This is a genomic window from Mucilaginibacter sp. P5_A6, assembly GCF_056400585.1.
Map to the genome: position 1 here is coordinate 17,541 of NZ_JBFUKZ010000001.1, position 19,943 is coordinate 37,483.

The following is a 19,943-nucleotide window of genomic DNA, read 5'->3' on the forward strand; positions in this document are numbered from 1 at the left end:
GGGCTTTTTTTATGCCTTTTCCCGTCCTCTTCAAAGGGGAGGTTTCTTATATTTGCAACGATATGCCCGGAGAAACCAACCTCAATAACCTGCTAAAAAACATGACGCCTGTACTTAACCAAGGTGATTATGTTTATTGTACAGTAGCCGATATTAATACTATTGATATCAAAGATATTTTAAGTTTTTTCAGGGAAGAGGAAGCAATCACCATCATTCTTAAAAAGGAAGTTGCTGATCAACTGGATTTAAAATACGAATACATTGCCGCCTGGATAACTTTAACCATTCACTCCTCATTAGCTGCAACCGGGCTTACTGCCGCATTTGCCAATGCATTGGCAGCCGAAAATATTAGCTGTAATGTTGTAGCAGCTTATTATCATGATCATATTTTTGTTGCGAAGAAGGATGCGGATAAGGCGATGCTGGCTTTGAAGAAATTGGCAGGTTAAAAAAATAAATGCGCTTTAGCTAGCTTAGGCTGAATCCGGGTTTAAAAACTCATCACCTAAAACTGAAAACTATTTACTATTTTTGCCCAAATCCACCCATACGATGCAAAATCTTACGCTGCTCGACGGTCAAAAATTTCAGATTACCATACAACGTTTATGTCGCCAGTTAATTGAAAATCATAACGATTTTTCAGGTTCGGTATTGATAGGTATACAGCCGCGTGGCATTTATTTAGCACGCCGGGTTGCTGAAGAACTTCGCAAGATCCTTCCCGGAAAAACAATTATGCAGGGCGATCTTGACATCACATTTTATCGCGACGATTTTCGCAGACAAGGATCGCCGCTGGTGCCAAATCAAACCAAGATAGATTTTATTATAGAAGGTAAAAAAGTGATCATGATGGATGATGTGCTCTGGACAGGCCGCACCATCCGTGCAGCCATGGATGCGATGCAAGCCTTTGGTCGTCCGGAAAAAATAGAACTATTAACTTTGGTTGACAGGCGATATTCAAGACATATCCCAGTTGCCGCAGATTATGTGGGAATTGAGGTAGATTCTATCGCATCGCAAAAAGTGGTGGTGAGTTGGAAGGATACAGATGGGGAAGATAAAATAGTACTGTTATCAGAAAGAGAAGACTAATTATAAAAAATGTCATTGCTTCGTACCTCGCAATGACGGATAGAAGAAAATAACGGAGATAAAAAATCCGAAATCAAAAAGAAATGGCAGGACTAAGCACAAGGCACTTATTAGGCATAAAAGATTTAAACCGGGCAGATATTGAGCTGATATTTGAAACGGCCGATACTTTTAAATCCGTTTTAAACCGACCGATCAAGAAGGTGCCATCTTTGCGCGACGTAACCATTGCCAATATTTTCTTTGAAAATTCCACCCGTACCCGTTTGTCGTTTGAATTGGCAGAGAAACGTCTTTCGGCAGATGTGGTGAACTTTGCGGCTTCCTCATCATCGGTTAGCAAGGGCGAAACACTGATTGATACCGTAAACAACATCCTGGCCATGAAAGTGGATATGGTGGTGATGCGCCATCCCTACGCCGGTGCCGGCATCTTCCTGTCTAAACATGTAAAAGCACAGATAGTAAATGCTGGTGATGGCGCTCATGAGCATCCTACACAGGCCTTGTTGGATGCCTTTTCTATCCGCGAAAAATATGGTGATGTGGCCGGGAAAAAAGTAGTTATAGTGGGGGATATATTGCACTCACGTGTAGCTCTTTCAAACATCCTTTGCTTGAAACAATTAGGTGCCGAAGTAATGGTTTGCGGCCCCACTACGCTTATCCCTAAGTATATAGGCTCCTTAGGCGTTAAGGTAGAGCATAACCTTATCAAAGCCCTTAACTGGTGCGATGTTGCCAATATGCTGCGTATCCAGCTGGAACGCCAGGATATTAAATATTTTCCATCCCTAAGAGAATACACCATGTTATTCGGGTTGAATAAAACCATCCTGGATTCATTGGATAAAGAGATCACGGTAATGCATCCCGGCCCTATAAACCGTGGCGTGGAGATCACCAGCGACGTGGCAGATAGCAAGCAATCGATTATATTAGACCAGGTAGAGAACGGTGTGGCTGTAAGGATGGCTGTACTGTACCTGCTGGCCGGGCAAACGCCTTGAATACGGTAATAATTATCTGCCGAAATAGTTTCAGGATTACAAATTAAAAAAACATTGCAGATGAAATTCAAACACCTTTTCAAATTAAGCTTTATAGCCATTTGTATTGCAATTTCATCTGTAGCCTCTGCCCAAAGCCTTCAGCAACGCAAAACCGATTCAGTATTTGCCTTAGTTAAAACCTATTTTAACGATAAGCAAGCCGATTCACTATACTCACTTGCCGGTGAAGGTTTTAAGAAGCAGTTAAGCCAGGATGCTTTTAAAACCGTTGCCACACAGCAGGTTTTCCCGCTGGGCGAAATAAAGGGTTCATCACTCATCAGCTTTGTTAACAATAAAGTAGCTACTTATAAGCTGATATTTGGTGGTGTAACCCTCCAGCTTTTACTGAGCATTGATCAAAGCGACAAGATGGATATGCTGCTTTTTCAACCTTTTAAAGAAGCTAATGCCGAAAGAATTGGAAATGCAGCTACCTCAAATAAAATGCTTACTGCTATGGATAAAAAAGTAGATTCGGCAGCGAGGGCATATATTCAGAAAGCAAATACTGCCGGCTTAAGTATCGGTGTTTTAAAGGATGGCAAGATAACCAACTATGGCTATGGCGAAACCACTAAAGGCAATGGTAAATTGCCTGATGCCAATACCCTGTTCGAAATAGGATCTATTACTAAAACATTCACTTCAGCCATCCTGGCTTATTATGTAAACGAGGGAAAAGTAAAACTAACAGACCCTGTAACCAAATATCTGCCCGATTCTGTTGCTGCCAACCAGGCGCTTAAAAATGTAACTTTACTTACTTTGAGCAACCATACTTCGGGCCTTTCACGGATACCGGATAACCTGAGCCCGGCTACAGATCAGCTGAATCCATATAAATTATATGATAAAAAGCTGCTGTTTGCTTACCTTAAAACCTGTAAGCTAAACAGTGTTCCGGGTGAGCATTATGCATACTCCAATTTGGCGGTTGGTTTATTGGGGAATATTTTAATGCAGATAAGCGGTAAAAGCTACGACCAACTGGTGGCAGATGTTATCTGCAAGCCTTTAGGCATGAAAAGCACCGCACAGCATTTAAGCCCTGCCTTGCAGACCCGTTTCGCCACTGTTTATAACAGCGAAGGAAATGTTACCCCTGCATGGGATTTTGAGGCGCTTGCTCCCTGCGGGGCATTGCATTCATCATTGAACGACTTGTTGATCTATGCAAAAGCCAATATGGTGCCAGTAGGCAACAAGCTGGGCAAAGCGTTGGAATTAACACATCAGGTAACCTTTAAAAAAGATGCCAAACTTGGCCTGGCCTGGCATATCATCACTGTAAATGGGGTTGAATATATTTTTCATAATGGCGGCACCTTTGGAAGCAGCACATTTTTAGCTTTTAATAAAGAGAAAAACCTGGCTGTAGTGGTGCTATCCAATTGCGGCGATAATGCAGATAGTGTGGGCATAAATCTTTTAAGAAAGTTGCAGTAGGAAACAGCACCGGTCATCAATTTAAACATTCATAAAAAAGGACCGCTTGATTAAGCAGTCCTTTCATGTTTTAAAACAAGTTATATCTTTTAGTCAACCTTACTTACTCTTCCAGACCCTGCATAGTGTGTACTTCCGGTTGTAGCATTGCCGGAATATAGTACGCTGCCCGAGCCGGAAATGCTGGCTGAAACGGTTTTATCGGCAATGATATTTATGCTGCCCGAGCCTGAAATCCTGGCTTCAACGGTTTCTGTTTTTAAGTATTTCCCGTTCACCTCACCAGAGCCTGCAATATGTACATCGGCCATGCTGGTGCTTCCTTTAATATCAATTGAACCCGATCCACTGATGCTTAAGTCAAGCGTGCTGGATTTAACAGCCGTTTTGATGTTTCCCGATCCGCTTAAGGCTACCTTCGCGTTTTGGGCGCTCATTACACCATCCACCGTGGCATTACCCGATCCGCTGTTGCCAAGATATTTTAATGTTTTTGCAGTGATATAAATATTGGCACGTTTAATATTGCGATGGTTACGCCAATGATCTTTAAATTCAACTTTAAGAACTCCGTTTTCAACTTCGGTTTTTATATCGTTAACTACATTGGCATCAACATCAAGTTTTATGCTTTCCGTTCCGTCTACCTTTATAAACACATTAAATGGCCCGCCGCAACTAATACCGGTATAACCCGAAACATTCCTGGTAACCGTTTGCGCGGATGTATTAAAAGCCATTGAAACTGTTAGCAGCAGTACTGCCATCAAAGAGAAGCTAAGTTTTTTCATGATCACTTTGTTTCTTTATATGACGCACGTTCCAACAAAACGTTGCAAGGTTTTTATTTTTAGCCTGCCACCTATCTCTATTTATCCTTTACTGTAGATCCGTCCCTGATCTCATCACTGGCAATTTTTACCAGTTTTTCATCGGGTTTAAGGTCGCCATAGATCTCTATCATATCGCCCGAGGTAAGGCCTTTTTTTACATTAACCCATTTTGCTTTGTGATTTGCCACCTTTACTACAAACACCTTTTCGGTTGAGGTTACTACAGCTGTTTTGGGTACAACAAAAGTACTGTCGCCCGCTAGCAGGGGTACATTAACTTCGGCAAACATATGCGGCAGCAGTTTTTTGTCTTTATTGTAAACATCCATCTCCAGGCGTTCGGCTCTTAATTTTTCATCAAGCGCGCCGGCCATACGTTTTACATTGGCGGTGAATTTTTGGTTTGGCAATGCTTTCACAGTAAAATTCACTTCGCTTTTGTTACTTAATGAGCCGGTGTAGTTTTCTGGTATTGATACCACTAAGCGCAGTCTTTTTTGATCCTGCAAGGTAAACAACGGATCGGATCCTTTACCTCCGGGACCAACATAGGCGCCAAGGTTTACATTACGGCTGGTGATAACGCCATCAAAAGGCGCCCTGATCTGGAGGTAAGCCAAATTAGCCGATACTTCTTTCAATGCCGATTTAGCCGATTCGACATTTGCCATATCGGCATTTTTCCTGGCCTCGGCCTGTTCCAGGTCGTTAAGCGAAATGGTACCTGGGGTTTTGCTGGTGTTTAGCAACCTGTCATAAGTGGCTTTACTGGCATAATAAACAGCCTGGTATTGCTTAATGCGCGATTGGGCACCTGCCAGCTGCGAGTTGATCTCCGGTGCTTCCAATACTACCAGTAATTGTCCGGCATGCACTTCCGATCCTATGTCAACCAGTATTTTTTTTACATAGCTGTTAACCTTTGCATACAGGTCAACCTGCTGGTAAGGAATCAGCTCGCCCGGGATAGCAATAGTGTTGCTCAGTTTGCCTTTGGTTACCGGCACAAGATCAACCGATGGTGTTTCAACCGCCTGTTCCTGTTGCTCCTCTTCGGTTGGCTGCTCTTTTTCTTTGGCGCCCGACTGGCATGAGCTCAATGAGCTTATAGTAATAGCTAACCCCACAAGGATTAGTATTGATGTATTTTTAAATTTATTCATGATGATGCAAAGGGACATAAAATTTACTTTCTTTATCTTCAGGGTCTAATGATACAGATTGGGTGCTGGCATTGCCTTGTACCCAGGCAAAAACCAAAGGTAGTATTAACAAGGCTGCAAAGGTAGAGGCTATTAAACCACCAATAACGGCGCGGCCAAGCGGTGATGTCTGGTCGCCACCTTCACCCAGGCCTGATGCCATCGGGATCATACCCACAATCATGGCCAGGCTGGTCATTAATATGGGGCGTAAGCGTAAAGCAACAGCTTCACGGGCCGATTTTAAGGCATCGCCATTGTGTCTGCGCAACTCTTCGGCATTGGTTATCAGCAGTACCGCGTTTGATATGGATACACCTACCGACATGATCATGCCCATATACGATTGGAGGTTAAGCGTAGCGCCTGTAACTTTAACCAGTAGTAATGAACCAAACAATACCGCCGGTACCGTTGACAATACAACTAATGACATTTTGAACGATTGGAAGTTGGCCGCCAGCATCAGGAAGATAACCAAAATAGCCACTATTAAACCCGATTGCAGGCTATCCAGCGTAGCAGTTAAGGTCTGGCTCATGCCACGTAATTCCACAGTTAAACCACGGGGTGGCATGCCTAACGAGTTGATTGCTTTTTGCACATCGGTTGTTGCGGTACCCAAATCTTTGTTAAACAGGTTGGCTGTTACCGATAGTGTAGGTATGGCCCCGATATTATCATTTTCGCCATTGGTTATTCCTGTTTTAATATCGGCAACATCACTTAGTACCGGCCTGGCCTGGTTACTCAGTACCGGGATCTCGCGTACATCGTTCAGGCTCGACATTTGATACTCCGGAATCTGCACCTGTACCTGGTAGCTTAAACCTATCTTTTGATCAAGCCATACATTTTTTTCGGTAAACCTTGATGAGGAAGTGGATGCTACAAGCGAACGGGAAATGTCATTTAAACCAACGCCCAGCTGAGCAGCCCGTTGCCTGTCGATGTTGATATCTATAGACGGATAATTGAATGATTGAGCTATCTGCGCGTCGCGTAAATATTTGATGTCTTTTAATTTATCCAGTATTTTAAAGGCAAACTCCTGGTTTTGTTTTTTGTTTTTGCCCGATAGTGCAATTTCAATAGGTGTTGGCGATCCCTGGCTTAAAATTTTATCGGTAAGTTCTATCGGCTCAAAAGAAAGCTTGATGCCGGGCAGTTCTTTGTGAATCGCGATTCTGAATCTTTCTTTCAGATTATCCAGGTTGGGTACTTTATAATCTTCTGTTAAACTAATCTGCATCACAGCCTCCTGCGGCCCCGCCATAAACAAATAAATAGGATTTGTTGAAAACGACGACGGGTGCGAACCTACAAAGGTGGAGGTTATAGCAATATGGTTTTTACCTACAAGCGTGGCCAAAATGTGCTGAGCTTTAACCGCAATAATTTCAGTACGTTCCAATCGCGTACCATCGGGGGCGCGCAATCGTACCTGGAAAGTGCCCGTGTTAATTTTAGGCAATACATCGCGGCCAATAATGTTGAAGAGTAAAAAAGCAAGTCCGACTGCCGAAATAACATATCCGGTTACCAATAATTTCCGGTAAGGCAGCATGCGGTCCATCAGGTGCATAAAGCTGTCCCTGAACTTATCAAACCGGGTTGCTTTTTCGCCGTGATGTTCAAGGGCTATTTTCATAGCTTTTTCCTTTTGCTCCCATGGCTCCCCTTCGTCTTCCAGGGCAAAACCATCAGGATGACTATGGTCTTCATGTTTGTTCACCATTATCCAGTTGGCCATGATAGGTACAAAGGTTTGGGCCAGAAAGTATGATATGATCATGGAGAAGCCAATAGCCAAAGCCAACGGCAGGAATAACGCGCCGGGTATCCCGGTCATGGTAAAGGCAGGTGCAAATACTGCCAGGATACAAAACAGGATAAGCAATTTTGGAAAGGCTATCTCCTTACAGGCATCCCATATGGCTAACGCTTTGGGTTTGCCCATATCAAAATGCTGGTGAATATTCTCGATGGTTACCGTTGATTCATCTACCAGGATGCCGATGGCCAGCGCAAGGCCGCTCAGTGTCATGATGTTAATGGTTTGATGAAATAAGGCCAAAAAGAATATGGCAGATATGATACAGGTTGGGATGGTTAATATTACAATTAACGCGCCGCGCCTGTCGCCCAGGAATAGTAACACCATTAAGCCTGTAAGTACCGCGCCTATGGCTCCTTCCTCGGCCAGGCTTTTAACCGCGTTTATTACATATACCGATTGATCAAACACGAAGGACAGCTTAACATCCGGCGGCAGTAAAGCCTGGAAACGCGGTAGGGCTTTTTTAAGATTTTGTACCACATCCCATGTAGATGCTGTAGCCGATTTGGTAATAGGCAGGTAAACCGAACGCTTGCCATTAATGAGGGCGTAACCGTTTGTTATATCGGCGCCATCTTCAACACTGGCTACATCGTGCATAAACACCGTTTGAATCCCGTTTTTATACAGCGGGATATCACCAAAATCTTTGATCTCCTTAATGGTGGTGTTGGAAGGGGTAAGGTAATTATAATCGCCAATGCGTACGTTACCGGCAGGGGTATTTAGGTTGTTTTCGCGCAGGGCAGTCACAATCTGATCGGGGGTTAAATTGTGCGAACGCAGCAAACCCGGATCAACCTTTATAACTACGGTACGCTGATTGCCACCAAATGGGGCAGGGGCAACCAAACCGGGTATTGATGTAAAGGACGACCTTACATATACCAGCGCATAATCCAGCAATTCATTATTATTACGTTTGGGGCTGCTTAGTACCAGTTGCCCAACCGGTAACGTGGAAGCATCAAACCTTAAAATAAAAGGCGGCTGCGACCCAGGCGGAAAGTTAGCCTGGGCACGGTTAGTATAACTCGTGACTTCGGCCGCGGCCTGGGCCATATTGGTTCCCTCGTAAAAAGTAACTTTTATTAATGTTAAACCCTGTATGTTTTTTGTTTCGATACTTTTAACGCCCGAAACAAACAGCAGCAGGTTAACATATTGCTTACCAAAGTAAGCCTCCATCTGGTTTGGGGTAAAACCGCCGTAAGGATGAGATACATAGATAACCGGCAGGTTAAGATCAGGGAAAATATCGATCTTGATGGTACGTACCGCATTTATCCCGAAAAAAAACAACCCGGCTACTATAACCAATATGGTAATTGGTTTTTGAAGCGCCCCTTTTATCATTCCCATTATATATGTGTATCTGTAATTAAAAATTATTTATAAATAAGCCAAAGTCGCCGGTAGCGGCAGCTTTGTAAAGCAGTGCCTGCCATACGTTGTTTGATGCTATATACTTGTCAATTTCGGCACGGTTAAGTGTGTAAAGAGCCTGCGTAAAATCAACAATGTTTGATAGCCCGTTTTTATACAAGGCATACTTTTGTATATAGGCATCACTGGCGGCTTTAACTTCAACCGGTACTTCCCGGTAATTTTTAAGCGCGTTGCTGATGCGGGTTTCGGCTAATACCTGCTGGGCCTGTAATTGCTGGGCTACCAGGTCGTAATCGTTTTTGAATTGGGCCGAAGTGTATTTTTGCGACTGCACCTGGTAATGCGTTCTGAACAGGGTAGTAAAATTCCATACCATTGCCACGCCAAACAGGTAGTTATAGCGGGTTGGATCGGCACCGGCGCCATAGCTGCTGCTAAAGCTGTTTTGGTTGGAGCCATAATCATAATTAAAACCCGATCCCCGGCCCTGGTAAACACCGAAGAGACTAAAGGTGGGATAAGCAAAGGTTTTTAAATATTTTGCCTGCTCGTCGCTTACACCAATACGATTCTGGAAATAGCGCAATGAGGGATGATCGGTAGCTGCAACGGCGCTTTGTGCGGCAAGATTAGCCGGGGCTTTGGTAATAAAAGCACTATCTAACAAAAACTCCTGTGCCGGAACGCCTAAATAGATAGAAAGCTGGTTGCTTTGCTCCTGTACGGTTTGCTCCGTATTGGTTAAAGCTATCCGGGCGTTTGATACTTCGGCATTTGCTAAAGATGAATCAACACCTGCGTTAAGACCGTTCTTTACACGGGCGGTCACTACTTTTTGCAGCTCAATTGCACGGTTAAGGTTATCCTGCTGGGCCTTTGCCAGTTGCTGGGCTGCCAATAAATTAAGGTAGGTACTTGCTACGCGTATCTGGTGCTGAAACTGTTCCTGCGAAAGGTCACTTTCTTCGCGGGTTACTACAGAGCGCTGCACTTTTACTTTCTCTTTGGCTTTGCCAAAGCTGAAAAAATCCCAGCTTACGTTGCTGAGGTAAAGAGAGCCGAATGCCGAGTTCCAGTTCTGCTTAGGTAGTGCAGGGCCTGATGACGCGACTGATAAACCATGATAACCAAATAAAGGGCCATTTTGGCCATTAGCGGTTCCGTAGTCCTGTTGGGCCGAGATGCTTACATCTGGTAAATATTCTGTACGTGTTTCTTTTAAGTATGCCTTCGCAGCGTTTAGCTGGTTTGCTTTCGACTTAATGGTACCGTAATTAGCGAGCGCCATTTGTTCAGCATCTTTAATATTGAGAACCTTTTGCTGAGCCTGAGCCTGGATGACATAAAAAACACCTAAAAACAGAAGTAATCGTTTTGAAGGTATTTGTAACATTGTGGTGTATTTTGTACACGGCAAATGTAGAGGTATAGCATATATTAGGAAAATGAATTAATTTTGTCATAATCATTAGAAAAACTAATATATGAATATCGCGCTGCATCATTTCCGTTTGGTTGATACCATTTCAAAGGAAGGATCGCTCACCAAAGCGGCCTCAACTTTGCACCTTACACAGTCGGCACTGAGCCATCAATTGAAAGAATTGGAACGCGAAATGGACATCGAGGTTTTCCATCGGCAGGGGAAAAAACTACACCTTTCTGAGCATGGTTACCGCTTCCTGCGGAGTGCCGAAAAGATCCTTGCGGAGATCAATTCGCTGGAGGAAGATATCCAGAATTACAAGAACGGGAAGACCGGAAAACTCACCATCAGCATGCAATGTTATACGGCTTACCACTGGCTGCCAGGCATCATCAAATATTACAAAAACCGCTGGCCTGATATCAATATCCACATTTTATCTGATGCAACGCGACGCCCGCTGGAGTATTTGATGCGCGGCGAACTGGACATTGGCATCGTGCGTACGCAGATGATCAACCCTAAAATAACGTACGAGCATATCTTCGAAGACCACCTGGTGGCCATCATTTGTAAGGACCATCCATTGGCAAAAAAAGACGTAATTCACGTTACCGATTTCCAGGATGAGGAGCTGATTTTACCGCTCTATGATCCCTCATACCAGGACACCCCGGTGATAGAATCGTTAATCCAGGCGCAGCAGGTAAAGCCCAAAACTTTGCACCGGATCCACTACACCGATGCCACCATCGAGATGGTGAACGCGGGCCTCGGCATCAGCGTTATGGCCGACTGGATTGTGAAACCATACCTTGCTGGTCGCAATATTGTTACAAAACCATTGCATCACAGCATTGCAAAACGGGCCTGGTATGCCGCTACCTGCAAGCAAACACCAGCCATCCAAAACTTTTTAGAGTGTTTAAAAATGCATTTTTCGATAAACGGAATGATAGGGAAGGGTGAAGAAAAGGTTTTGGCACCGATGGCAGAAGTGATTTAATACCGGCATAAGCGGAAAGCTTAAGGTGTTCCGTTTCAAAAGTGGAACACCTGTGCATAAAAATCCGGAAATAAATAAATTTCTCATATAAGTAATTAATAATCAATTTATTACTTTAATATTTTTTTAATACATGTACGACACAGGTTGTCGTACATCTATCTGTTTTGTATTTGAAAGGGACGACTTTTAAAAACATTAATGAAATCTATCAAAACAATAAACCCTGCCTGGAAATCAACCGGCAGGGTTTTATGTAATAAAGTTTAAGTTTTATTAAGTTTTATAGGGTTTTATTAAGTTTTATTATTGATTATAGCGGGTTGTATCTCGCCGGCCCTCGTCTTTACCTCTTGGAATTGGTTGCTCGTTTTTACCATCGTCGGTTGTATTTTTTGGTGCACGGGCCTTATCATGCATAAATGAATACGTTTGGCGCGGATCTTTTAAAATAGGTTCGATAATATCATAAGGGAAAACCCTGGTGGTAGTATCTGTTTTGCTGGTTTTATAAACAGTTTCGCATTCGGCACGCAGGGCGGGTTCTATTAAACCATGACCCTGGTCAAAATACACCAGGCTTATTTTTTTAACAGTGATGCTGATAGCGTCTGTATTTTCGCTCAGGATGTGCTTTTCAAACGATCTTTTTAAATCGTCTGTAACAACCATAGCCTCTGGCTGCACCCTGCTGCCCTTAAAGGAGGCCCAATGCCGGGTAAGGCCGGTTAATTTACCACCTTCGGCCATTTGAATGATGATCCTGGAGTGGCCTTCCACAGGGATGTCGCCAAATTTTCTGTCGAACCTTACGGTGGTGAATTTTTCAAAAACCGTGTTCTTACCATTGTTATCATGTACACCCACGTTTAGCCCGCCAACATGTGCCATTACATACTCATCCTTGGTATTGCCGGTAAGGGATAGTTTTCTTAAATGGGTTAAAGCCATTGCCGCCGCCGCATCTTTCTTTAAAAGATCCTTTGTCGATTCGTTACCGGCATAGGCGCGCATTCCGGTACTCAGTGCGATATCGCCGTTATCTAAATTAATGTTCAACATGGCCGATGGATCTGCCGGGTTTTTATACCAAAGCATACCGCCTTCTCTAACAGGTTCCTTCAAATTAAATTTACCTGCCGCACCCGCGTATTCCAGTGATTGGGTTAATATTTTCTGCGCAGCGCCTTCATCCAGTTTGGCCTCATCTGTTGTGTAGGTGTTCAACGGTATTTTTTCATAGTCGGGAAAAGTAGCACCCGGACCGTAGCTGATCTTATTTTTGCCCGGTTCAGATTTATCAACCCCGTGGCAGGCTGCAACCGTTAGTACAATAACAGTAAACAGGGTTGCTTTTGTTATATTGAATAAATTTTTCATGATAAGTTTTTTATTTTTTAAATATTAGTATTGGTACCATACCTTTAAACTGTTATCGTTAGGTGAGGGGTCTGGTGCAAAGGAGGCGTGGGTATCAAACTCACAGGTAGGGTTCATAACACAGGCACCCTTTTCGTCAGACCGGGCTTCGTTGTTAATAGCATCAAACCATGACTGCCAAACCGCGTAACCTGCATGAATGGCGCCGCCATAATAATCTGTAACATCCTGGTCTGTTGATTGCCATGACAGCGTTCTGAAACCGCATGCCTGGTGCAGGCCATCAAATATCCCCCCATCCTGCGTCCAGTTGGTGTACCAGTCGGCCTGTTCAATAGGACTGGGCACTACATCGCACGATTCAAAGGCAAGAAACTCGCAGTTCCAGTCACCATATCCTTTGGCGGACGTTGTACCGGCAGATGGAAAGCTTACCCCACCCGATGTAGTGGCGATGTACCATTGATTACCATGACCGGCAAATATTGAAAAGTCCATAGCATCAACCCGGGCGTTGTTGTTGCTGATGAATTGAAAATCGTACGCATAATAATACTGTTCATAACTGAAGTGCTTCAAAAAATTGTAAACCACCTCATCATGTCCCTGGTCGCGTGTTCCGGCGTATCCGCCTTCACTACGGTCGGCCGCATTTAAACTGTTGGCCGCAATTATGAGCATAGCGGCTGTCATAAAAATTAACTTTTTCATTTAGGTTTAGTTTGTGCCTAATCTATTTGTCCCGTTTTCGGCTCCCCGGGTGCTTACTCTTTTTTGTTGCAGGATTTTCGGCTTGCTTCCTTGTTGTAAAGTTATAGGTGGCTGCAGGCAATAGTCTTAGTATTACTACTGATTTCGGGCGAGTAGTATTACGCTATGTTTGGAGGATGGCTTACGGAATAATACCCTTCAAAGAGCTGAATTAAGCCGGAAGCTTAAACCAATGACCTTCTACAAGTCAGGCTACGCCAACCTCGTGGGAGTTGTTTTTTTACACTTTTGCAAAACTATTTTATGATATTTTTCTTCAACTGATTGTATCGAAAGTTATTCGGTATAAGACAAAAAATAAACAATAAAGCTTAAAACTGCATTTAAACCTATAGCTTTGAGGCCAATCTATATTGAATCGTAAACAAAGCTTAAAGCTGATCGTTATCTTTTTAAAATGTTTTATAAATCTGTTTTACTACTATCGTTCTTATTAGGTTTTCAATTGTCTGTAAAGGCGAATTTTGTATTCAATAACAATTCAATCGCGGCTTATAAAGCCATATATGAGTTAAAATTTAATGATGCTAAAAAATATATCCAGGACGAAAAATCAAGAAATCCTCAAAATGGCATTACTGTTCTGCTTGATAATTACGCCGATTATTTGCACCTGCTTACTTCAGAAAATAAAAGTGAATATGAAAAATTAAAAGACCTGAAGTCGGACAGGATTGATGCCATAAAAGATAACGATGAAAATTCCCCTTATTATTTATTTGCCCAGGCCGAGATCTATCTTCAATGGGGAATGTTAAAAGCCAAGTTTGGCGATTACACCGCCTCTACCCTGGATTTAAACAAGGCTAAAAACCTGCTGAATGAAAACAACAAGAAATACAAAGATTTTTTACCCAACCAAAAAAGCCTGGCTTTACTGGATGTGATTTTTGGAGCCATTCCATCGAACTTAAGAGGGATAGCGAATTTTTTTGGCATTCGGGGGGATATTGCAAGCGGGTACAAACAGCTGGAAAAATTCAGAACCCAGATAGCAGGCTCGCCATATAGTTATTATAACGATGAGGCTGTTTTTTTGCTCTGCTTTACTGATATAGATGTATTGCACAGCAGGAACAACTATGCGCGCCTGGCGCAGTTATTAGATGGGATGGCTGATAAAAGCCTGTTGAAAGCTTATTTGCAAGGCTATGTTGCCTACAAAACCGGGCATAACGACGAGGCTATTAATTACCTTCAAAACGCACCAAAATCAGCCCAGTATCCTGCATTGCCGGCAATAAGTTATTTGTTGGGTAATGCAAAATTATGCCGAATGGATACTGATGCCAATGTTTACTTATTAAAGTTTTTAAAAGAAACCAGGGGGATCAATTATATTAAAGACTCCTATCAAAAATTGGCCTACTATTATCTTTTAAGGAATGATTTAAACAATTATAATAATTATATAAAGCTGACGCGTACCAAAGGATACCCCACCGACGAAAAGGACAAACAGGCTTTAAAGGAAGCCAATGATGTTAAACCCGATCTTGAGCTTTTAAAAGCAAGGTTGTATTTTGATGGGGGCTATTATAACAATGCATTGGTACAGTTAAAATCAAAACAGGTAAATGATCTTAAAAACATAAGGGATAAAATTGAGCTTTATTACAGGTTTGGGCGTACATATGACCGTATGAATGTTTTCAATGATGCTTTAACCAACTATCAAAGGGCCATTAACATCGGCAAAAAAGAAACCTATTATTATGCGGCCAATTCGGCATTATTCTCCGGTGTTATTTACGAACAAAAAAAGGATTATAAAAAAGCTGCCGACTATTACAACCAGGCCTTGCAGATGAAGAACCATGAATATCAAAACAGCATAGATACCCAGGCAAAAGAAGGCCTTAACAGGATAAATCATTAATACCTGCTAATATTGTACATATTTATAGCAGTACCGGTTATTATTTAATGGTAAATGGGGCCAAACTGTTTATAGAATTGCAATTTAAAACTTACATTTGAAATACAGATTCACTGTTGAGTATAATACAGGTAAATCGCTTTTAAAATGTTTAAGGGGTCAAACGCCAGAAAAATCTATTAAATGAAACTGTTTGGCCAGCATATTGGCAAATAGCGATGGGTTTGAAAGCCATCGCTATGGTAAAAGTTTTAATTTAATTTAAAAAGCGATTTCACTGTTAAGTATAATAATGTATTGGTAAGTTATTGTTCCGAACCACAATTTGGTTTATGTTGATTTAATCATCCATTGGTTAACGTAATGCAATATTGAAAATACATCTACCGAAATAACTTTTAATTGATACGTAAAAAATCGTTTACCAAATGGTTGAAAAAAAGATATTGATAACCGGAGCAAGCAGGGGTTTGGGCCTGGCAATATCAAGAATACTTTCAAAAGAATATACTTTAATATTACATGCTACCCGCAAAGAAAGTTTTACCCATATTGAGCCCGGAACCCATTTACTTTGTGCCGATTTGAGCGACCGGCAGGAGCTTAATGAGTTTTGCACCCGCTTAAAAAAAGAGCATGGGGATACCCTGGTAGCTGTAATTAATAACGCGGGCATAACGTTAGACAAATCTTTAATTTACCAGCCCGAAAACGATATTGACAGGATTCTGCAGGTAAATCTTAAGGCCCCTGTCATGATCTGCAAGGCTGCAATGAAAATTTTCACGTTAAAAAAAAGGGGTGTAATTATCAATGTAAGCTCTGTTGTTGGCGAAACAGGCAATGCGTTCCAGGCAGTTTATGCGGCTACCAAAGCCGGTTTGGTAGCGTTTTCAAAATCGCTGGCTAAAGAAGTGGCAGCGCTTAATGAAGAGCATGCAATAAGAATACTCAGCATTTCGCCGGGTTTTATTGAAACAGATATGACTGACCGGATCCCGGAAGCTGAAAAGCAAAAATTCTTAACATCGATACCGGCTAACCGCTTTGGCAGCGTAAACGAGGTGGCAGAAGTGGTGGCTTTTCTTGTTTCAGACAAAGCATCTTATATAAACGGAACTAACATACATATTAATGGCGGGTTATTATGATCAGGGAGTATTGATACACAATTTAAGTGAGTCGGACCCGAAAGATGTACTGGTTAACCACGGACCAACAAAGTTGCTGGTTGACAACTATCATTGGCATTCGCCAAATGTAGGTATTGTTGCAAGTTATACGCCGAATGACCGGGATGTGGAAGACCATTTCAATATTTTTAGAGGGGTTGACCAGATAGAAGCATTTGCGCAGGCCACTTCCGGTTCATGCAGTGTATTTTTAGAATGCCAGAAATTAGCCTCAACTCCGGCAGAGTTATCCAAAAAATTCATGCCCAGGTTTTTGAGCATTGGCCAGGTGAATTTTATAGGGTATTTAGAAAAGGGCGATACATTTATAAGTATCGGGAATATAAAATTTTATAAATTCAGGCAGATAGTTTGCGATGGAAGGATCTATAAATGCCCCGAGGGTATTGACCTGGATAAGCATTTTGAGGATTTTACCGAAGAACGTTTACTGGCATATGATATAGGAGAAGGTTTTACCCTTATTGCCGAATTTAATGACATAACAGGAAGATCAATTAAAAAAGAATTAATTTAACAGCAATTAAAATATTAATGGAAAGACAAGAAATTATTGATGGTTTGGTAGAGATACTTAAAACCGTAAGAACAATAAATCCGGATAAATTGGTGGGCATCACAGAAGAAACTGATTTTATAAAAGACCTGAACACACCATCAACCGAGATGATAAATATTGTGGCTAAAACCGAGCAGAAGTTTGATGTTGAGTTTGAAGATGATGATATTGATGATTTAGGGTCGCAGGTTAAAGATATTGTTAACCTGATATTGAAATCAAAAGAAAAAGACTAATATGAAAGGCAGGAAAGTAGCGGTTGTAGGAATGGGCGGAGCTTTCCCTGCCTGTGAAAATCTGGATGATTTTAGCCGGAAAATATTTGCAGACCAAAGCCTGATCCGTTCATGGGACCAGGCCCTGGCCCATGGCAAAAATATCCGGTCGTCGGTATCTGGTTATATAACAGAACAGGAGATGAATATTGATGTGATCTATTCATCATTAGCCGCAAACTACCCGGAAACCTATGTTGATACTTTGGACAGGATACCTCCCGCCAATTTAGCCACTGCGGATGTTGGGAGTATCTGGGCGATGCTGGCTACTTTAGATGCCATAAAAATGGCAGGATGGTCGGACATAGAAACCCAATCAGAACAAACCGGTGTGGTTATAGGCTCTGGTGGAGCCGGTAACGTGATATTACGGAACGCCTGGCATAATTTTTATGAATTGGGTAAAAAAACGCGATTAAGCGGCGGGCACACTGTTGACCGTACCATGGTTTTTCGCGAGGCTGCCAATGTATCCATACTGATAAAAAATAAAGGTGTTTGTGAAGCTATCGGATCGGCCTGTGCAACCGGGCTTGGCAATATAGGTTATGCCTACCGGTTAATCAAATTTGGTTTACAGGACCGGGTTATTGCCGGCGGGATTGAAGGTACATCGTTAGAAACCTTTATTGGTTTTGATGGTATGCAGGTATTAAGCAAAGGCTTTGGTCCCGAAGAAAGTTCCCGCCCTTTTGATATAAACAGGAACGGGTTTGTATGCTCATTTGGTGCAGGCATTGTAGCGCTTGAAGAGTACGAGCAGGCTATTGCCAGGGGAGCCGAAATATTAGGTGTTATTGATGATTATTTTAATAACTCTGATGGTGACGGCGATATGTTTTTCCCATCCCTTGCCGGCCAGAAACGCTTATGGAAGGGTTTGCTTGCTGAGTCGGATGGTAAACCGGATGTTGTAAAGGTACACGGTACTTCTACACCGGCAGGAGATGCCATTGAACTGTTGAGCGTAGTAGATGTTTTAGGCGAGGACGGCTACCATATTTCGGCGCCAAAATCGCAATTTGGGCACATGCTTGGCGCAGCCGGAGCGGTTGAGTTTATTACGGCTTTGCTGATGCTTAAAGAGCAGAAAGTTTTGCCATGCTTAAATTCGGTACAACTTAACCCCGAACTGGAAGGCTACCAAAAAACAAGCCAATGGACAGGCCCCACCAAACCACTGGAAGCTTACCGGAACCTGTTGCCGCAAAAAAGTTTTTCAAAAGAGATTAATAGTGTTGTTTGCCTTAATTACGGATTTGGCGGCACAAATAGTGCTTTAAAAGTATCGAAGCATAAAATATGATTAGTAACAACAATAAAGTAGCCGTAATATTTGGTGTAAGGAACGATAGCTCCATTGCTTATGATGTTGCCTTAAAACTAAATCAATCTGGTTGTAAGCTTGCGCTTAGCTATGTTGAGGATACTAAAGACGATGTACTTTACCTGATGGAAAGGCTAAATATTGATACCCGCTTTGCCAAACAGGTAGATGTAAGGAATGAAGACGAAATTACAGCGTTTTTAAACTTTGTATACCAGGAATTGGGGCCCATTGACTATATATTGCACGCCGTAGCTTTTGGCAATCAAAAAGTGATGTGTTCTTCCCTGCCAGGCAGCAAAGAGCCCGCACCATCATATATAGATATCCCGTTTGAAGACCTGATGGATTCCTTCAATATCAGCGCCTATTCGCTGTTAAGGATAGCGCGGGTGGCCGAAAACCTGCTGCAAAAAAATGCATCTATCCTAACACTTACTTACAATGCCGGAAGCAGGGTATTCCCCGAATATGCGGGTATGGCCATCAACAAAGCGGCCCTTGAAACCATTGTATTATATCTGGCCAGTTATTTCAGGAATAAGCAGGTGAGGGTGAACGCGATTTCGGCCGGCTTGGTCATGACATCGTCTGCCGGAGGCATAAACGGGATTCGCAAGATCAGGAAATTAGGAAAAATTACGGCTCCGTTGGGCAATATTGATGCCGGGGATGTTGGGGATACAGCACTGTATTACTTTTCAGATCTTTCAAAAAAGGTAACCGGCAATATTCATTTTGTTGACGGCGGGTTTAATATTATGGCAATACCTGTAGATGGAGCATAAATTAGAATCATCGGTGAAGGAATTAACAGCCCTGCAGCGATTTGCAGTAGGTAACGACCTGGTATGCTTAGCCGATTTTAAAAACTCTTTAACCGACCTGTTTAAAAATAAAGTTTATACCGCTGCCGAGATGGACTACTGCGATAGTTTTAGCGATTCAATTCTCCGTTACGCATCTACCTGGGCAGCCAAAGAGGCCGTTTACAAGGCGGTTAAGCAAATTGATCCGTCGCCTTTAAGCTGGAAAAAAATAGAAATTATCCGGACAAAAGCTTCCGGTCGCCCGCATGTGGTTTTACAACCTAATCTTAAATGTTACCAGGTAAGTCTTACCATATCGCATGATGGTGACTACGCCTGGGCTTTGGCATTAATTGATAAAATAGCTTAAGCCATTGACCTCACATTACTATCAAACCGACTTAGTAGATCTCCATTATTATAAATTTGGGACAGGGGAAGCG

At 42.4% G+C, this 19,943-nt stretch carries 18 protein-coding genes; 12 read left to right on the plus strand and 6 right to left on the minus strand.

What is annotated here, in order from left to right; translation table 11 throughout:
- The first annotated feature begins 62 nt into the window (after positions 1-62).
- The 4 genes from AC1DO4_RS00110 to AC1DO4_RS00125 all read left to right on the plus strand — a co-directional run bounded on the left by AC1DO4_RS00110 (position 63) and on the right by AC1DO4_RS00125 (position 3,608).
- Complete coding sequence (locus AC1DO4_RS00110; protein ID WP_477411791.1) at positions 63-455, plus strand: ACT domain-containing protein; 393 nt, start codon at positions 63-65, stop codon at positions 453-455.
- Positions 456-558: 103 nt separating this feature from the next.
- Entirely contained in the window at positions 559-1,107 is a 549-nt protein-coding gene (pyrR, locus tag AC1DO4_RS00115) for a bifunctional pyr operon transcriptional regulator/uracil phosphoribosyltransferase PyrR (protein WP_477402551.1), read from the plus strand.
- 83 nt (positions 1,108-1,190) lie between these two features.
- On the plus strand, positions 1,191-2,117 hold the full coding sequence (locus AC1DO4_RS00120) for an aspartate carbamoyltransferase catalytic subunit (RefSeq protein WP_090467170.1): 927 nt from the start codon (positions 1,191-1,193) through the stop codon (positions 2,115-2,117).
- 60 nt (positions 2,118-2,177) lie between these two features.
- Positions 2,178-3,608 (plus strand): serine hydrolase domain-containing protein, encoded by a 1,431-nt coding sequence (locus AC1DO4_RS00125; protein WP_477411793.1) that lies wholly within the window; start codon positions 2,178-2,180, stop codon positions 3,606-3,608.
- Positions 3,609-3,697: 89 nt separating this feature from the next.
- Here the strand turns inward: AC1DO4_RS00125 and AC1DO4_RS00130 are convergent, their stop codons facing one another.
- The 4 genes from AC1DO4_RS00130 to AC1DO4_RS00145 all read right to left on the minus strand — a co-directional run bounded on the left by AC1DO4_RS00130 (position 3,698) and on the right by AC1DO4_RS00145 (position 10,265).
- Positions 3,698-4,399 carry a head GIN domain-containing protein gene (locus AC1DO4_RS00130; RefSeq protein WP_477411795.1) on the minus strand — a complete coding sequence of 234 codons (702 nt, stop codon included), beginning with the start codon at positions 4,397-4,399 and terminating at the stop codon, positions 3,698-3,700.
- Positions 4,400-4,476: 77 nt separating this feature from the next.
- Positions 4,477-5,604 carry an efflux RND transporter periplasmic adaptor subunit gene (locus AC1DO4_RS00135; RefSeq protein WP_477411797.1) on the minus strand — a complete coding sequence of 376 codons (1,128 nt, stop codon included), beginning with the start codon at positions 5,602-5,604 and terminating at the stop codon, positions 4,477-4,479.
- A complete protein-coding gene (locus AC1DO4_RS00140) occupies positions 5,597-8,845 on the minus strand; it encodes an efflux RND transporter permease subunit (RefSeq protein WP_477411799.1) in 3,249 nt (1,082 codons plus the stop codon). Before AC1DO4_RS00140 ends, AC1DO4_RS00135 begins: the two co-directional genes overlap by 8 nt.
- 19 nt (positions 8,846-8,864) lie before the next feature.
- Positions 8,865-10,265 (minus strand): TolC family protein, encoded by a 1,401-nt coding sequence (locus tag AC1DO4_RS00145; RefSeq protein ID WP_477411801.1) that lies wholly within the window; start codon positions 10,263-10,265, stop codon positions 8,865-8,867.
- A 91-nt stretch (positions 10,266-10,356) separates the two neighbouring features.
- Here AC1DO4_RS00145 and AC1DO4_RS00150 point away from each other — a divergent pair, with 91 nt between their 5' ends.
- Entirely contained in the window at positions 10,357-11,304 is a 948-nt protein-coding gene (locus tag AC1DO4_RS00150) for a LysR family transcriptional regulator (protein ID WP_477411803.1), read from the plus strand.
- A gap of 306 nt (positions 11,305-11,610) precedes the next feature.
- On the opposite strand, the gene AC1DO4_RS00155 is transcribed toward AC1DO4_RS00150, so the two are convergent.
- Positions 11,611-12,684: a hypothetical protein gene (locus tag AC1DO4_RS00155; RefSeq protein WP_477411805.1), complete on the minus strand. Its 1,074-nt coding sequence runs from the start codon at positions 12,682-12,684 to the stop codon at positions 11,611-11,613.
- 24 nt (positions 12,685-12,708) lie between these two features.
- The gene (locus AC1DO4_RS00160) at positions 12,709-13,395 is read right to left on the minus strand and encodes a DUF6345 domain-containing protein (RefSeq protein ID WP_477405769.1); all 687 of its coding nucleotides are present in this window, start codon (positions 13,393-13,395) and stop codon (positions 12,709-12,711) included.
- Positions 13,396-13,852: 457 nt separating this feature from the next.
- Here AC1DO4_RS00160 and AC1DO4_RS00165 point away from each other — a divergent pair, with 457 nt between their 5' ends.
- From AC1DO4_RS00165 to AC1DO4_RS00195, 7 genes are all read left to right on the plus strand, one after another.
- Complete coding sequence (locus AC1DO4_RS00165; RefSeq protein ID WP_477411807.1) at positions 13,853-15,334, plus strand: tetratricopeptide repeat protein; 1,482 nt, start codon at positions 13,853-13,855, stop codon at positions 15,332-15,334.
- A gap of 428 nt (positions 15,335-15,762) precedes the next feature.
- Positions 15,763-16,485, plus strand: coding sequence for an SDR family oxidoreductase (locus tag AC1DO4_RS00170; protein WP_477411809.1), 723 nt, complete (start codon positions 15,763-15,765; stop codon positions 16,483-16,485).
- Entirely contained in the window at positions 16,469-17,044 is a 576-nt protein-coding gene (locus AC1DO4_RS00175) for a hypothetical protein (protein ID WP_477411811.1), read from the plus strand. The genes AC1DO4_RS00170 and AC1DO4_RS00175 overlap by 17 nt, the downstream gene beginning before the upstream one ends.
- Before the next feature lie 17 nt (positions 17,045-17,061).
- On the plus strand, positions 17,062-17,322 hold the full coding sequence (locus AC1DO4_RS00180; protein WP_477411813.1) for an acyl carrier protein: 261 nt from the start codon (positions 17,062-17,064) through the stop codon (positions 17,320-17,322).
- 1 nt (position 17,323) lies between these two features.
- Positions 17,324-18,670, plus strand: a complete 1,347-nt coding sequence (locus tag AC1DO4_RS00185; protein WP_477411815.1) for a beta-ketoacyl-[acyl-carrier-protein] synthase family protein — start codon at positions 17,324-17,326, stop codon at positions 18,668-18,670.
- Positions 18,667-19,479, plus strand: a complete 813-nt coding sequence (locus tag AC1DO4_RS00190) for an enoyl-ACP reductase FabI (protein WP_477411817.1) — start codon at positions 18,667-18,669, stop codon at positions 19,477-19,479. Before AC1DO4_RS00185 ends, AC1DO4_RS00190 begins: the two co-directional genes overlap by 4 nt.
- Complete coding sequence (locus AC1DO4_RS00195; protein ID WP_477411819.1) at positions 19,469-19,870, plus strand: holo-ACP synthase; 402 nt, start codon at positions 19,469-19,471, stop codon at positions 19,868-19,870. The genes AC1DO4_RS00190 and AC1DO4_RS00195 overlap by 11 nt, the downstream gene beginning before the upstream one ends.
- Positions 19,871-19,943: the final 73 nt, after the last annotated feature.

Coding starts and splice junctions, on each gene's coding strand:
- AC1DO4_RS00110 (WP_477411791.1), top strand. CDS start 63: ATGCCCGGAGAAACCAACCTCAATAACCTGCTAAAAAACATGACGCCT.
- pyrR (WP_477402551.1), top strand. CDS start 559: ATGCAAAATCTTACGCTGCTCGACGGTCAAAAATTTCAGATTACCATA.
- AC1DO4_RS00120 (WP_090467170.1), top strand. CDS start 1,191: ATGGCAGGACTAAGCACAAGGCACTTATTAGGCATAAAAGATTTAAAC.
- AC1DO4_RS00125 (WP_477411793.1), top strand. CDS start 2,178: ATGAAATTCAAACACCTTTTCAAATTAAGCTTTATAGCCATTTGTATT.
- AC1DO4_RS00130 (WP_477411795.1), bottom strand. CDS start 4,399: ATGAAAAAACTTAGCTTCTCTTTGATGGCAGTACTGCTGCTAACAGTT.
- AC1DO4_RS00135 (WP_477411797.1), bottom strand. CDS start 5,604: ATGAATAAATTTAAAAATACATCAATACTAATCCTTGTGGGGTTAGCT.
- AC1DO4_RS00140 (WP_477411799.1), bottom strand. CDS start 8,845: ATGGGAATGATAAAAGGGGCGCTTCAAAAACCAATTACCATATTGGTT.
- AC1DO4_RS00145 (WP_477411801.1), bottom strand. CDS start 10,265: ATGTTACAAATACCTTCAAAACGATTACTTCTGTTTTTAGGTGTTTTT.
- AC1DO4_RS00150 (WP_477411803.1), top strand. CDS start 10,357: ATGAATATCGCGCTGCATCATTTCCGTTTGGTTGATACCATTTCAAAG.
- AC1DO4_RS00155 (WP_477411805.1), bottom strand. CDS start 12,684: ATGAAAAATTTATTCAATATAACAAAAGCAACCCTGTTTACTGTTATT.
- AC1DO4_RS00160 (WP_477405769.1), bottom strand. CDS start 13,395: ATGAAAAAGTTAATTTTTATGACAGCCGCTATGCTCATAATTGCGGCC.
- AC1DO4_RS00165 (WP_477411807.1), top strand. CDS start 13,853: ATGTTTTATAAATCTGTTTTACTACTATCGTTCTTATTAGGTTTTCAA.
- AC1DO4_RS00170 (WP_477411809.1), top strand. CDS start 15,763: ATGGTTGAAAAAAAGATATTGATAACCGGAGCAAGCAGGGGTTTGGGC.
- AC1DO4_RS00175 (WP_477411811.1), top strand. CDS start 16,469: ATGGCGGGTTATTATGATCAGGGAGTATTGATACACAATTTAAGTGAG.
- AC1DO4_RS00180 (WP_477411813.1), top strand. CDS start 17,062: ATGGAAAGACAAGAAATTATTGATGGTTTGGTAGAGATACTTAAAACC.
- AC1DO4_RS00185 (WP_477411815.1), top strand. CDS start 17,324: ATGAAAGGCAGGAAAGTAGCGGTTGTAGGAATGGGCGGAGCTTTCCCT.
- AC1DO4_RS00190 (WP_477411817.1), top strand. CDS start 18,667: ATGATTAGTAACAACAATAAAGTAGCCGTAATATTTGGTGTAAGGAAC.
- AC1DO4_RS00195 (WP_477411819.1), top strand. CDS start 19,469: ATGGAGCATAAATTAGAATCATCGGTGAAGGAATTAACAGCCCTGCAG.